At 73.8% G+C, this 13,051-nt stretch carries 12 protein-coding genes; 3 read left to right on the top strand and 9 right to left on the bottom strand.

Translation table 11 applies throughout. The features are described 5' to 3' along the window. Nucleotides 1–5 precede the first annotated feature (5 nt). The 3 genes from ACFYM0_RS06590 to ACFYM0_RS06580 all read right to left on the bottom strand — a co-directional run bounded on the left by ACFYM0_RS06590 (nt 6) and on the right by ACFYM0_RS06580 (nt 3,179). Nucleotides 6–1,427 carry an NAD(P)/FAD-dependent oxidoreductase gene (locus tag ACFYM0_RS06590; RefSeq protein ID WP_388497304.1) on the bottom strand — a complete coding sequence of 474 codons (1,422 nt, stop codon included), beginning with the start codon at nt 1,425–1,427 and terminating at the stop codon, nt 6–8. A 103-nt stretch (nt 1,428–1,530) separates the two neighbouring features. After that, nucleotides 1,531–2,091 (bottom strand): toxin-antitoxin system, toxin component, encoded by a 561-nt coding sequence (locus ACFYM0_RS06585; protein WP_388497301.1) that lies wholly within the window; start codon nt 2,089–2,091, stop codon nt 1,531–1,533. Continuing rightward, entirely contained in the window at nt 2,088–3,179 is a 1,092-nt protein-coding gene (locus ACFYM0_RS06580; protein WP_388497298.1) for a hypothetical protein, read from the bottom strand. Before ACFYM0_RS06580 ends, ACFYM0_RS06585 begins: the two co-directional genes overlap by 4 nt. A 332-nt stretch (nt 3,180–3,511) precedes the next feature. On the opposite strand from ACFYM0_RS06580, the gene ACFYM0_RS06575 reads away from it, so the two are divergent. After that, nucleotides 3,512–3,934 carry a hypothetical protein gene (locus tag ACFYM0_RS06575; RefSeq protein ID WP_388497297.1) on the top strand — a complete coding sequence of 141 codons (423 nt, stop codon included), beginning with the start codon at nt 3,512–3,514 and terminating at the stop codon, nt 3,932–3,934. On the opposite strand, the gene ACFYM0_RS06570 is transcribed toward ACFYM0_RS06575, so the two are convergent. Both ACFYM0_RS06570 and ACFYM0_RS06565 read right to left on the bottom strand, forming a co-directional pair. Continuing rightward, nucleotides 3,920–4,744, bottom strand: a complete 825-nt coding sequence (locus tag ACFYM0_RS06570) for a helix-turn-helix domain-containing protein (protein ID WP_388497294.1) — start codon at nt 4,742–4,744, stop codon at nt 3,920–3,922. The genes ACFYM0_RS06575 and ACFYM0_RS06570 overlap by 15 nt on opposite strands. A gap of 49 nt (nt 4,745–4,793) precedes the next feature. Further along, nucleotides 4,794–6,596 (bottom strand): FAD-dependent oxidoreductase, encoded by a 1,803-nt coding sequence (locus tag ACFYM0_RS06565; protein ID WP_388497293.1) that lies wholly within the window; start codon nt 6,594–6,596, stop codon nt 4,794–4,796. Nucleotides 6,597–6,829: 233 nt separating this feature from the next. On the opposite strand from ACFYM0_RS06565, the gene ACFYM0_RS06560 reads away from it, so the two are divergent. Both ACFYM0_RS06560 and ACFYM0_RS06555 read left to right on the top strand, forming a co-directional pair. Further along, the gene (locus ACFYM0_RS06560) at nt 6,830–7,135 is read left to right on the top strand and encodes a 4a-hydroxytetrahydrobiopterin dehydratase (RefSeq protein WP_388497290.1); all 306 of its coding nucleotides are present in this window, start codon (nt 6,830–6,832) and stop codon (nt 7,133–7,135) included. 23 nt (nt 7,136–7,158) lie between these two features. Continuing rightward, nucleotides 7,159–7,917, top strand: a complete 759-nt coding sequence (locus ACFYM0_RS06555; protein WP_388497289.1) for a class I SAM-dependent methyltransferase — start codon at nt 7,159–7,161, stop codon at nt 7,915–7,917. Between the two features lie 96 nt (nt 7,918–8,013). Here the strand turns inward: ACFYM0_RS06555 and ACFYM0_RS06550 are convergent, their stop codons facing one another. The 4 genes from ACFYM0_RS06550 to ACFYM0_RS06535 form a co-directional block, all read right to left on the bottom strand. Further along, complete coding sequence (locus ACFYM0_RS06550) at nt 8,014–8,463, bottom strand: RICIN domain-containing protein (RefSeq protein WP_388497287.1); 450 nt, start codon at nt 8,461–8,463, stop codon at nt 8,014–8,016. Nucleotides 8,464–8,470: 7 nt separating this feature from the next. Next, nucleotides 8,471–9,319, bottom strand: coding sequence for an aldo/keto reductase (locus tag ACFYM0_RS06545; RefSeq protein WP_388497284.1), 849 nt, complete (start codon nt 9,317–9,319; stop codon nt 8,471–8,473). Between the two features lie 155 nt (nt 9,320–9,474). After that, on the bottom strand, nt 9,475–10,248 hold the full coding sequence (locus ACFYM0_RS06540; protein WP_388497282.1) for an ABC transporter ATP-binding protein: 774 nt from the start codon (nt 10,246–10,248) through the stop codon (nt 9,475–9,477). After that, a complete protein-coding gene (locus ACFYM0_RS06535) occupies nt 10,245–13,037 on the bottom strand; it encodes an ATP-binding cassette domain-containing protein (RefSeq protein WP_388497279.1) in 2,793 nt (930 codons plus the stop codon). Before ACFYM0_RS06535 ends, ACFYM0_RS06540 begins: the two co-directional genes overlap by 4 nt. Nucleotides 13,038–13,051 lie beyond the last annotated feature (14 nt).

Here is a 13,051-nt window from a genome sequence, read left to right as displayed (position 1 = left end):
GGCGCCTAGCGGGCTTCGAGGGGGTCGGCCTCTTGGTCGAGTCCCGCGACGGCCCGCTCGGCGGCGGTCAGCGGCGGGGCCCCCAGCGCATCGCGGTCGGAGGCGCGCAGGACCTGCCAGATCCCCGACGGCTTGACCCGGTGGGCGGGCGGGCCGCTCATGGTGACGACCTCCAGGAAGGCGGCGGTCAGCTCCTCCCGGGTGGTGGCCCCGGTGGCCAGCCGGGAGACGTAGGAGTTGAGCAGGCCGGCTCCGGCGCGCGGCTCCGTACCGGTGGCGCCCGGGTACAGGATGTCCTGCGAGGTGGCGAACTCCCAGGCGGCGGCCACCTGTGGGGCGAGGGCGCGCTGCGCCTCCATGCCGATGGCCGGGTGGGCCAGGCTCTTGGCGCGCAGCAGGGCGCGGACGGCCAGCAGGCCCTTGGCCGCGACCGTCAGGCCCTGGCCGTAGAGCGGGTTGAAGGCGGCGACCGAGTCGCCGACGGCGAAGAAGCCGCCGGGGAGCCGGGCCTTCTCGAAGAAGACCCGGCGATTGGCGGTGTCCTGGGTGACGGCGACGTCCGTCAGCGGCTTCCTGCCCTCCAGGAGCTCGCCGACGATCGGGTCACGGACGCCCTTGGCGAACGGGATGAACTCGTCGGGGTCGCCGGTGGGCCGGCCGCCCCGGGTCCCGGAGAGGGTGGCCTGCCACCGGCCGTTCTCGATGGGGACGATCGTCGCGGTCCGGCCGGGGACCGGGACCCGGGGGTCGGGCTGGACGTGGACGATGGGGAAACCCAGCTCGTGGGCTCCGGCGGGGGCCTCGAAGATCCTGGTCGCGCAGACCAGGCCCGAGTCGACCTCCGCCTGCCGGATGCCGTCCACACCGAGCGCCCGGAGCCAGGCGCGAGCCCGGGAGCCGCGGCCGCTCGCGTCGACCACGAAGTCGGCGGTGATCAGCCGGCCCTCTCCCTCCGGGGTGTCGGCCCGGACGCCGGTGATCCGCGCCGTGGTCCCCTCCAGGGAGCGGACCCGGCTGCGCTGGAGGGTGGTGACCCCGTCCAGGGCCATCACCCGGGCGCGGACCACGGAGTCGAGGAGGTCGCGGCTGCAGGAGACGCCGAACTGCTTCTCCCCGTACCGCGGGATCCAGCCCCGGGCGGTCTTGGTGACCAGGTCGGTGGGCAGGCTGCGGCGCATCGCCCCCGCTGCCGTCCAGTCCTCCATGATGCCCGGCAGGATCTCCTCGACGGCCCGGGCGCCACCCGACCACATGACGTGCACGTGGCGGGCCTGCGGCAGTCCGCGCCGGGGCTCCGGGAGCTCGGGCAGGGTGTCGGCGTCGATGATGACGACCGTCGCGTGCTCGGCGAGGACGGCGGCCGCCAGGAGACCGGCCATGCTGCCCCCGATGACGACGGCGCGGCGGGGTGGGGAGGACTGGGTCATCGTGTGGTGCTCTCTGTCAGGGCCGTGCGCGTGCGCATCGGCGGAATGGGTGCGTCGGCGGGAAGGCGGTGGTCAGCCGCCGGGGGCTTGGGCCGGGGCCCGCTCAACGTCCACAGCCGAACGAGGTCTTGATGCGCTCGATCGCCTCGGGCACCTGCTCTTCCCGGGGCGGCGGCAAGAAGGTCTTGAGGATCTTTCCGAGGTACAGGCCGAAGGTCTCCGCCCGGACCTCCGCGGGATCGCTGCGGTCGGCCCGGGCGGCCGCCTGCCGCACCACGGCGCCCAGCCCGTCCTCGGAGTGCAGCAGCTCCGTCAGGCGGCCGCCCCGGCCGGTCAGCCGGGCCGCCACCGCCATGCCCCGGCCGTGCCGGTCGCAGGTTCCCTCGTCCAGGTGCCACAGCTCGTGGCAGGCGATGACGAGCTGGTGCTCGGGACGGGTGCGCTCCTCGATGACGAGGAGGTCGCGGTCCTCCATCTCCAGCCACAGCCCGCTGGCCGTGTCGGGCGGGAAGGCGGCGAACCGGAACAGCACGGGCCGGTCGCGGCCGCTCCCGTAGGCGGCGCACAGGCTCCCGATGATGCCGGTGGCGTCCGTGCCCGGAGTCAGGCGCGCCGCCGCCAGCAGATCGTCGCCGAGCTTCCGCATGGCCCGCGTGGTCCTCATGGCGCTTCCCCTTCGGCACTGCGGTCGATGTCATCGGCGCCGCCCGGCGGGCGGGGGGCCGGCGGGCGGCCCAACTGCCCTTCCCGCGCGAGCAGGTCGTCCAGGTAGTCGGCCAGCGATTTCCAGCCGCCCGGCGAGAGCCGGCCGGCCCGGGTGACGATGCTGCGTACGTCGTGCGCCCGCAGTACGGCGAGCATGGGGTTCTCGGCCTGCCGTTCGGAGGACCGCAGCTCGCGCTCGATCCCGCTGAGTGCCCCGGTCAGCGCTTCGGTGTCGTCGGCCAGCAGGAAGCCGCTCTCCACCCCGTAGAAGCGTTGGATCCCGGCGGCCGCCGCCAGGTTCGGGAGCCCCTCGCCCTGGGCGAGGCGGGTCAGCGACTGGCCCGAGGCGTCGAAGGAGCCGGCGATGGCGGAGAGGGAATGCGGCTGTCCGTCCTCCCGGGGGCGGGTGCGGCGCAGGTGCTCGAAGCGGCGGCGCACCTGCTCCTTCAGCGGGAGCCGGGGCGGGTTGCCGTCGAGGGTGAGCCGGATGTCCTGCGGGGTGATGCCGGTGAGGTAGGAGAGGCGTTCGAGGTCGTCCGCGGCGCCAGCCGTCCGGCCCTCCGCGGCGCCAGACGCCCGACCCTCCGCGGCCCGGCCCTCCGGTCCGGATCCGGGCCCGGTGGTGGCCAGGGCGCGCTCCACCGCGCTCTTGCTGTCGGCGAGCAGGAAGCCGGCGTACACCCCGAAGAACCGCTGCACCCCGGCCGCGTGGCCGAGCCGGGGCAGTCCGGTGCCCGCATTGAGCGGGCCGAGGGAGGCGCCGGGGGCGTCGAAGTCCTCGGCTATGGCCGCGAGCGACCACTCCCGGCCGTGCTTGTCGCGGCGGGTGGCGCGCAGCCGCAGGAAACGCCGGTGCACCCGCTCGCACAGCGGCAGTTCGGCGGCGGTGCCGTCCAGGATCCGGGGCACCCGAGCCGGGTCGACCCCGGACAGCAGACTGAGCCGTTCCACGGCGAGCACGTGCGCCGGGTCCTGGCCGCACCGCTCCGCCAGTGCCGCGACGCGGGCCCGGACCTCGTGGAGGCCGGGTCGGTCGGTGGCTCGCACCGGGTATTTCTCCGTCAGTAGAGAGATGGCTCGAACTGGTTGCTCTGCGTGAAGCCTAACCCCCGGTTCCGTGGCGGAAAAGGGCCGTCCCCCACCTTTCTTTCCGCTCAGCTCAAAAAATGTGGGGACCGCGCCCCCGCCGGGAACCCCCGGGCGCCCGTGCGTCAGTACGCCCGCGCGTCCGTACGCCCATTACCTGCCAGGTAATCGACCCGGCCGGGGCTTCGGCGGCACAGTGGAGCCATCGGGTTCCGGGGCCGCGCACTCGGCTCCGGGGCCCGGGCAGCCCTGCCCCATCAGCGCATTCGACCCTCGACGGAGGCTGATCCGCCATGTCCGCAACCCTGTTCACCGCCGTAGCCCGTACCACCGTCCCCCGGACCGCGCTGCGCCGGTTCCTCGCCCTCGACGCCGTCGTCAGCACCGGCAACGGGCTCGCCTACGTCGCCTTCTCCGGGCCCCTCGGCCGGCTGCTCGGCGTCGGGCAGGGGGTGCTGCTGGGACTCGGGGTCTTCATGCTGCTCTACGGGTCGGCCGTCGGCCTGCTGGCCTCGCGCCGGCAGCCCCCGGTCTTCCCCGTCAGGATCGTCATCGAAGGCAACTACGCCTGGGCCGCGCTCAGCCTCGTCGCCCTCGTCCTCTGGTTCGAGCCCACCACCGCCGGGGCAGTGTGGATCACGGCGCAGGCCCTCGTCGTCGGCTCCTTCGCCCTCTTCCAGCAGCTCGCGCTGCGCGCGGACTCAGGGCGCCAGTGACCGCAGGTACTTCACCGTCGCCGGGTCGGCCGGGAGGAGGGTCTCGATGGCCAGCTCGGCGACCGTCACGTCCATGGGGGTGTTGAAGGTGGAGATGGAGGACACGAAGGAGAGCAGGTGCCCGTCGTGCTCGATCCGCAGGGGGAGCGCGAGGTACGCGACGGCCTCGACCGGCCCGTCCCCGTACGGCCAGTCCGCCCCGTCGGCCCCCTCCGCCGTCGCGGGCAGCGGATAGGCGGCCACCTCCTCGTACAGCGCGCGCAGCGGAGCCGAGCGGGCCAGGGCGATCTGCCGCTCCATCTGGGCCAGCAGGTGCCCGCGCCACTCGCGCAGGTTGCGGATCCGCGGGGCGAGGCCCTCCGGGTGCAGCGTCAGCCGCATCGCGTTGAGGGGACCGGCCAGCAGGTGCTCCGGCAGACCCTCCATCAGCATCAGGATGCCCCGGTTGGCGGCCACCACCTCGTACGTGGCGTCCACCACCAGAGCCGGATACGGCTCGTAGCCGGTCAGCAGCCGCTCCAGCCCCTCGCGCAGCACCTCCATGGATGGGTCGCCCAGCGGGGTGTGGGCGTACCGGGGCGCGTAACCCGCGGCCACCAGAAGGGCGTTGCGGTCCCGCACCGGGACGTCCAGGTGGTCCGCGAGCCGCAGCACCATCTCCTCGCTCGGCCGGGACCGGCCCGTCTCCACGAAGCTGATGTGCCGGGAGGAGGAGTCGGCGCGGCCCGCCAGCTCCAGCTGACTGAGCCCGCGCCGCTCCCGCCAGGTGCGCAGCAGGGCGCCTACCGTCAAGGGCGCAGCAGTCGTCATACGGTGACGTTAGCCCAGCCGGGGGATCGCGGCCCGGTCGCCCCGCGGCTCACCCCACGTCGAAGACGTTCCGCAGCCCGAGACGGTAGCGCCACAGGTCGTTCCGCTTGGCGGACTCCACCTCGGGCGCCCGGTAGAGCCCCCGCACCGTGCACCGCGCCGCCGTCGAACCATCCCGGTCCAGAAGGGAGTTGACGGCCGCCCGGGCCGAGGCGTTGGCCCCTTCCATCGTCGCCAGGTCGATGTCGACGGACACGTAGTCCCCGCTGAGGAAGAAGTTCGGGATCCGGGTGCCCGCGCTCGGCCGGTTGTGGAAGGTCCCGGCCGGGTGGATCAGCAGCTCGTCCTGGTTGGTCGGATGGGGGGTGCCGATCCCGTCCACCCCCGGGTCCAGGAACCACGAGTGCAGCTTCCCGTCCGACAGCAGGGTCTTACCGGTGTCGTTGAGCGAAGCCTTCAACTGCGCCCACACCTCGCGGGCGACCTCCTCGCGGGTGCACTCCTTGGCCGTCTTCCCGTAGAGGATCCCCGGCTTGTCCCACTCGGAGATGTCCACGGACAGGCAGTCCACGGCCGTGCCGTCCCCGTAGTCGGCGGGAAAGTTCCGCGCCGGCCAGTGTTCGGCCTGCTGGATCGCCGTCAACGACCAGGGCGAGTCGATGCAGTTGAGGTGGCCGTGTACGAGGGGTGCGCGCTCGGTGAGGTAGAACTGTATGCCGGTCATCCAGTCGGTCCGCAGCAGGTCGCACCGCCCGAGCATCGGGTCGGCCGCGCGCAGTGCCGGGCTCCAGGTGCGGCGGGCGTGCTCGACGGGCAGCGCGCTGACGTAGTGGTCGGCGGTGACGGTCCGCACGGCTCCGGCCGGGTCCTCGATGAGGACCCCGCTCACGCGGCCGTCCCCGTACCGGACCTCGCGTACCGTCCACCCGATCTTGAACTCCACGCCCAGCGAGCGCAGATGGGCCTCCCAGGGATCGATCCACGCCTCGTTGGTGGGCAGGTTCAGGATCCGGTCCGGCGGACCGTCGGCGCCGCGGCCCAGCAGGTTGAAGACGAAGGCCTCGCCGAGCGTGCCGACGGTGCGGGTCGAGGCCTCCTCGGCCTTGGTGGCGACGATGTTGCGGGTGACGCCGATGGCGAGGATCCGCTGGTACTCGCTCGACATCCGCGCGGCCCGGGTGAACTCCCACCACGGGGTGCGCTCCCACTGCCCTTCGCGCCGCTCGTCGCAGCTGGTGAGGAAGACCAGGGCGCGGTCGGCGAAGTACGCCGTCTCGTGGAGCGGGAGGCGGACCAGCGACTGGAGGATGCCGGTGAGGGCCCGGCGCAGCTCGTCGGGGGTCAGCTCGGCGGGGGAGTGCTCCGGCCAGGGGATGGGCGCGCGCAGGTCCTCGCGGCCGGCCGCCCGGGCGAACATCATCTCGCGCGGGGCGACCAGGTTGTCCCAGACGCCGTTCGCGTTGCCGGGGAAGGGGATGCGCCGCATCGTGTCCGGCAGGTTGTGGTAGATCCCCGGGATGAAGCGGAAGCCGTGCTCCGCGGGGAGCGGCCGGCGGCCGCCGCGGGCGCTGCCGGGGACGTCCATGCTGCGGGCCTTGCCGCCGAGCGCCCGCCGTTCGTACACGGTGACGGCGTAGCCGCGTTCGGCCAGTTCGTGTGCGGCGGTGAGGCCGGCGACCCCGCCGCCGAGGACGGCGACCCGGCGCGCCTGCCCGGCCGCGGCGGATCCGGTGGCGGCGGATCCGGTGGCGGCCGCGGCCGGGGCCGCGAGGCTCCCGGCAGCCGATAACCCGCCCGCGGTGGCCGCGGCCCCCGCGATGAACGTGCGCCTGGAGTTTCCTGTGCGCGTCACGGTGATGCTCCCTCGATGTCGTCGGCACCCGGTGGTATTACCGGCGGTAACAGTCACGTCCGGCGCAGGAGCATAGGGGCGGCGCGATGGTCACGGAAGGCGCGGAAGTACCCGCACGCACTATGGCGCGAAACCTTCCCCCGAGCCTGAGCTGTGGGAACCTTGACTTCACGTCAGGTCAATCGGGCAGTCGTGTACATCGAGTACACCGTGTACGGGGAAGGAGCCTGCGGATGTCGAGAGAGCCGCTTTCGCAGAAGGAGATCGAGGACCGGCTGAGGGAACTCCCCGGCTGGGCCTTCGAGGACGACCGGATCATCCGCACCTACCGGCTGGGCAGTCACTTCGCGGCGAGCGCGCTGGTCGGCCACATCGCCTCCGTGCAGGAGGAGTTGAACCACCACTCCGACCTCACCCTCGGCTACAACACCGTCCGCCTCTCCGTGAACACGCACGACGCCGGCGATTGCGTCACCGACGCCGACTTCACCCTCGCCGAGCGCGTCGAATCCCTGGCCCCCTCCCACGGCGCCGCCTGATGCCGAGAGCTCTGCCGATGCCCGTGCCCACGCCGAGACCGCTCCTCGACTACGACGCCGAAGCCGAGGCCTACGACGCCACCCGCGGCGGCGCCCCGCGCGCCGAGGCCGCCGCCGCGGCGGTCCTCGGCCTGCTCCCGCCGGACACCGCCACCCTGCTCGACCTCGGCTGCGGCACGGGCATCGTCACCACCCGCATCGCCGCCGCCCGCCCGGAGCTGCGCGTCCTCGGCGCGGACACCTCGTACGGGATGGCCGCCATGGCGCGCTCCCGCGGGGTCACGGTGGTCCTCGCCTCCGGGACCCGGCTCCCGTTCCGTTCGGGTTCGCTCGACGCGGTCAGCGCGGTCTGGCTGCTTCACCTGCTGCGCTCACCGGGCCTGGTGGCCGCCGTGATCGCCGAGGCCGGGCGGGTGCTGCGGCCCGGCGGGGTGTTCGTCACCACCGTCGACAAGGACGCCGCCCACGACGTGGGCAGCGACATCGACGCGGTACTCGCCGAGCACCTCACCGCCACTCCCGCCGACTCCGCCCAGGCCGTCACCGGCCACGCGGCCGCCGTGGGCCTGTACCCCGCCGGCGAAGCCCTCTTCACCGGCCACGGCCAGGGCCGCACCCCGCGCGGGGCCGCCGAAGCGCTGCTCGCCGGGCGGTACGCCTCCCGGGTCCACCCGCGCGGGATCACTCCGCGCGAGCTCGCGGACCGGCTGGAACTCCTGCCCGGGCCGGACACCCCGCGCGCGGAGCCGACGTACCGGCTGCACGGCTTCGTACGGGCCTGACGGGCGGCGGCGGGGGCAGCGGCGACGGGGCAACTGCCCCCCCGCCACTGCCCCCGCCTGCCTGTCTGCCCGCCCGCCCGCCTGCCCCGCCCCGCCTCAGGCGGGCTCCAGGCGCCACCACTGCGCCGGGGAATCGGTGTCCTCGCACTGCCGGGCCCGGCCCTCCGCGTCCGCCTCCAGCGGCAGGCCGCTGATGGCCGCGATCAGCGAGACCACGCCGGGGTCGTCAAGGTGCTCCTCCACGACCCACTCCTGCGCCCCGAAGGCGTTCGCCTTCCACACCTGGACCCGGGTGCCGCTCTCGGTCGACGCGTTCGCGACATCGAGCCGCTTGCCGTTGTGGACGCTGACCAGGTGGAAGATCCCGCCGCCGCTGTGCACCGGGGTGATCTCCCACCGCCTGGCCGCGGCGGGCTCGCCGTCCGGCCCGACGCAGACCCGGTTGCCGCTCTCGACCTGGAGCAGCAGCCCGCTCCCGGCATTGCGGATCAGGTACACGCCGTCGGGAGCCTTCGTCTGCGCGTTCCTCTGCGCCGTCCCTGTCACCGGCGGCTCAGTAGTCGAACTCGGCCGGGTCGGGACCGATCCGGCGCCCCGCCGAGCCCGCGCCGAGCGCGTCCAGCGCGGCGATGTCCCCGGCGTCCAGCTCGAAGCCGAAGACGTCGAGGTTCTCCCGGATCCGCGCCGGGGTCACGGACTTCGGGATCACGACGTTGCCCAGCTGGAGGTGCCAGCGCAGCACCACCTGCGCGGCCGAGCGGCCGTGCTTGTCGGCGATCGCGGTGACGGCGGGGAGGGTGAGCAGGTCCTTGCCCTGGCCGAGCGGGGACCAGGCCTCGGTGGCGATGCCCAGGCGCGCGTGCAGGGCGCGCAGCTCGGTCTGGGGGAGCAGCGGATGCAGCTCGATCTGGTTCACGGCGGGGACCAGGGCGCTCTCGGCGCCGAGCCGCTCCAGGTCGGCGGGGCGGAAGTTGGACACGCCGACGGCCTTGGCGCGGCCGCTCCGCGCGATCTCCTCGAAGGTCTTCCAGATGGCCAGGAAGTCGTCGCGCATCGGGCGCGGCCAGTGGATCAGGTACAGGTCGATCTCGTCGAGGCCCAGCTTGGCGAGCGAGGCGTCGAACTCGCGCAGCACGTTGTCCCGGCCCCAGGTCTCGGACTTCCCGTTCCACAGTTTGGTGGTGACGAAGAGCTCCTCGCGCGGCACTCCGGCGGAGGCGATGGCCTTGCCGGTGCCCTCCTCGTTGCCGTAGATGGCGGCCGTGTCGATGCTGCGGTAGCCCGCCTCCAGCGCCGTCCGGACGGCCTGCTCCGCCTCGGCGTCCGGAACCTGCCAGACGCCGTAGCCGAGCTGGGGCATGAGCGTGCCGTTGTTGAGCTTGATGCCGGGGACCTGGTTCACGTCGGTCGTTCCCTCTGGTCGTCGCTGGTGCGGGTGCTGACTGCCGTACGGGCGCTGGTGAGCATGCCCGTACGACCGGCGACAACCGGACCCCGGCGTGGCCTATTCCCGCCGTAGGGGTGAATCCGTACGGCGGGAAATGGGCACGTCACGCCCTACGCCCCCAGGTACGCCTCCCGGACCAGGGCGTTGGCCCGCACCTCGGCCGCCGTGCCTTCGGCGAGGACGGTCCCCAGGTCCAGGACGACCACCCGGGTGCAGAGGTCCATCACGAAGGCGACGTTGTGCTCGACCAGCAGCACCGCGCAGCCCTCCTCCTCGGCGAGCCGGCGCACGACCGCCGCGAGCTGCTCGCGTTCGGGCGCGGACATGCCCGACGCGGGCTCGTCCAGGAGCAGCACCCGGGGCGGATCGGCCACCGCGCGGGCCAGCTCCACCATCCGGGCCCGCCCCACCGGCAGACCGCCGGCGTACGAGTCCCCGAGCGCGCCGATGCCGCAGTCGGCCAGCACCCGCGCGGCCCGCTCCCGCCGCTCCCGCTCCCGGCGGCGCCGGGTGGGCGAGGCGACCAGATCGGCGGCGAGACCGCCGCCCCCGCCCCGCCACTCCTGCGCGACGAGGACGTTGTCGGCCACGCTGAGCTGCCCGAACAACTGCTGGCGCTGGAAGGTCCGGCGCATTCCGTGCCGGGCCCGCCAGACCGGGGAGCGCCGGGTGACGTCCACCCCGTCGAGCAGCATCCGCCCCCGGTCGGGCCGCCGGATCCCGGACAGCACGTCGAACAGGGTGGTCTTCCCGGCCCCGTTCGGCCCGATCAGCCCGCACACCTCTCCGGCCCGGATCCCGAGGTCCACGCCCGTCAGCGCCCTGACCCCGCCGAACCGGACGCTGACGCCGCGGGCCTCCAGTACATAGGGGTCTTCTCTCATGTCGCCATCCCCAGGTAGGCCTCGGTCAGCCGGTCCGCCTCCACCTCGGAGCGCGGGCCGCACCAGGAGACCCGGCCCTGCGAGAGGTAGGCGACGGTGTCGGCGATCCCGAGGATCTCGGCCGCCTTCTCCTCCACCAGCAGCAGCGCGGTCCCGGCGGCGCGGAGCTCCATGAGCAGCCCGTACACCTCGTCGACCACGCGGGGGGCGAGCCCGAGGGAGGGCTCGTCCGCGATCAGCACTCCGGGTGGCCGCTGCAACAGCGGTGCGAGGGCCAGCATTTGCTGTTCCCCGCCGGACAACGACCCGGCGGAGAGCGTGCGCCGCTCGCGCAGCCGGGGGAACCGGTCGTAGACGGCGTCCCGTTCCTCCGCGTCCCTCAGGTAGAGGGAGAGGTTCTCCTCGATGCTGAGCGAGGGAAAGATCCCCCGCCCCTCGGGTGCGAGCAGCACCCCCGCCCGGGAGCGGCCCACGGCGCCGTTGCGGGTGGCGTCCCGCCCGCCCACGTGGACGGTCCCGCCGGCGACGGCCAGCGCTCCGGCCGCCACCCGGCAGGCAGTGCTCTTCCCGGCCCCGTTGGGCCCGAGCACGGCGAGGATCTCTCCCTTCCGGACGACGAGGTCCACACCGTGGAGGACGAGCCCGCCGTCGTATCCGGCGGTGACGCCGCGCAGCTCCAGGGCGGGGCCGTCCGGGGGCTGAACATCAGCCCCTCCGGCGTTTGAGGAGCGGGGGTCCGGGGGCGGAGCCCCCGACGGGGTCCGGTGCGCAGCCCCGGTTTCGGGAAGGGGCGGGGTGGGGGCACGCCCCGCAGGGCCCACCCCGGCTCCACCGCCGACCCGGGCAGCGGGAACGGCCCCGGCTGCGGCTCCGGCCGAGACAACGGCCCGCCGCCGCGCGAGCCGCACAGGCACCGCCGCGCAATACCCATCGGGATCGTTGGCCAGGGCCAACCCCGCCAGCCCGAACAAGATCACCGGCAGGTGCGCCGACTCCGTGACGTAGTCCGCCATCACCCGCGGAGCGACGGCGAAGACCAGCCCCGCCACCACCGCGTACTGCGGCCTGCGCACGCCCGCCGCGACGACCACCGCCAGCCACACCAGCCCGGTCATCGCCGTGAAGTCCGTAGCGGTGATGCGGGTGTTGTACGAGGCGTACATCACGCCCCCGAACCCGGCCAGCCCGGCCGACAGCGTGAACAGCAGCAGCTTCGTCCGCAGCACGGACACCCCGGAGGCCATCGCGGCCGCGGGAGCCGACCGTACGGCGAGCATCGCCCGGCCCGAGGGGGAGCCCCGCAGCGCGCTCAGCCCGGCGGCGACCGCCGAGACCATCAGGACCAGCGCCACCCCCAGCGCCCGGTCGTCGGAGAGGTCCACCGGCCCGATGACGGGCCGCGGGATCGACCACCCGGAGTCCCCGTTGCGCAGCCACCGCATCTGGAAGAGCACCTGGTCCGCCAGGAAGGCCAGGGCGAGTGTCGCCAGCGCCAGGGAGCGCCCGCCGAGCCGTAGCGCGGGCAGTGCGACCAGCGCTCCCAGGACGGCGGCCACGCACGTGCCGACGGCCAGCGCCGCGAAGAACGGCCACCCGCGGCTCATCAGCAGTCCGGCCACCAGCGCGGCCCCGGTCACGAAGGTGCCCTGGGCCAGCGAGACCATCGCGCCGAGCCCGGTGACCACGGTGAAGGACATGAACACCAGGGCCAGCGCCAGCCCTTGGGCGAGGAGCCCGCTCCAGAAGGGGGTGGTCACGGTGTAGAAGGCCGTGCCGAGCAGTACCGCGCCCCCGGCCCACACCCCCCAGCGCCGCCCCCACGGTGCGCCGGCCAGATGGTCCGGGGAGGCCACGTCCACGGCGGCGGTCCCGGCGGCCCGGGCCCGCCGGGTGAGCACCAGCAGGCCCCCGAAGAGGATCAGGAAGGGCACGGCCGTCCTGAAGCCGGTGACGGAGTCGGCGAAGGACGCGTAGCCGACGACCAGGTTCTGCAGGACGCCGAGCCCCAGCCCGCCCGCGAAGGCGAGCGGGACGGAGGCGAAGCGCCCGATGACGGCCGCGGTGGCCGATACGAACAGGAACAGGGTGAAGTCGTGCGCCGACAGTCCGAGCAGCGGCGTCGCCAGCACCCCCGCGAGCCCGGCCAGCCCCGAGGCGATCATCCACGCCACCGAGGACAGCCGGTCGGCGTCGATCCCGCGCAGCTCGGTGAGCGAGCGGTTGTCGACGGCGGCCCGCAGCCGCAGCCCCAGCCGGGTGTGCCGCATCAGCACCCACAGGGCGACCGCCACCAGGGCCGTGGCCACCCAGGTGATCAGCTGGTCGGAGTCGATGCCCACGTCGGCCGTGAGCTGCCAGGACGTGGCGGGGCTCGGACCCACCCCCGGCAGCCCGAACTGGTTCTCCGCCGGCTTGAGCGGAGCTCCCGCGTCGGTCAGGAGCTCCACCGTCCACAGCCCGGCCGCCGGCAGGGCCACCAGGAGTCCGATGGTGGCCACGATCTGCGCCGTCTCGCCGACCTGCGCGAGCCGGCGGAACATCAGCCGGTCCAGCGCCCACCCGAGGCCGGGCGCCAGCACGAGGACCACCAGCAGTGCCGCCGGGACGGCCGGCCAGCCGACCCCGGAGTGCAGTTCGTAGAAGGTGAGCGCGCACAGGTAGGCGGTGGCCCCGTGCGCGAAGTTGAACAGCCCGGACGCCGAGTACGACAGCACCAGCCCGGTGGCCAGCAGTGCGTACAGGGCGCCGGACACCAGACCGCTCAGTACGAAGGCGAGCAGATCTCCCATTCCGTTTCCCGCAC

The organism is Streptomyces sp. NPDC006487 (assembly GCF_042870555.1).
Taxonomy (GTDB): domain Bacteria; phylum Actinomycetota; class Actinomycetes; order Streptomycetales; family Streptomycetaceae; genus Streptomyces.
This window is presented reverse-complemented; position numbering and strand designations above follow the sequence as displayed.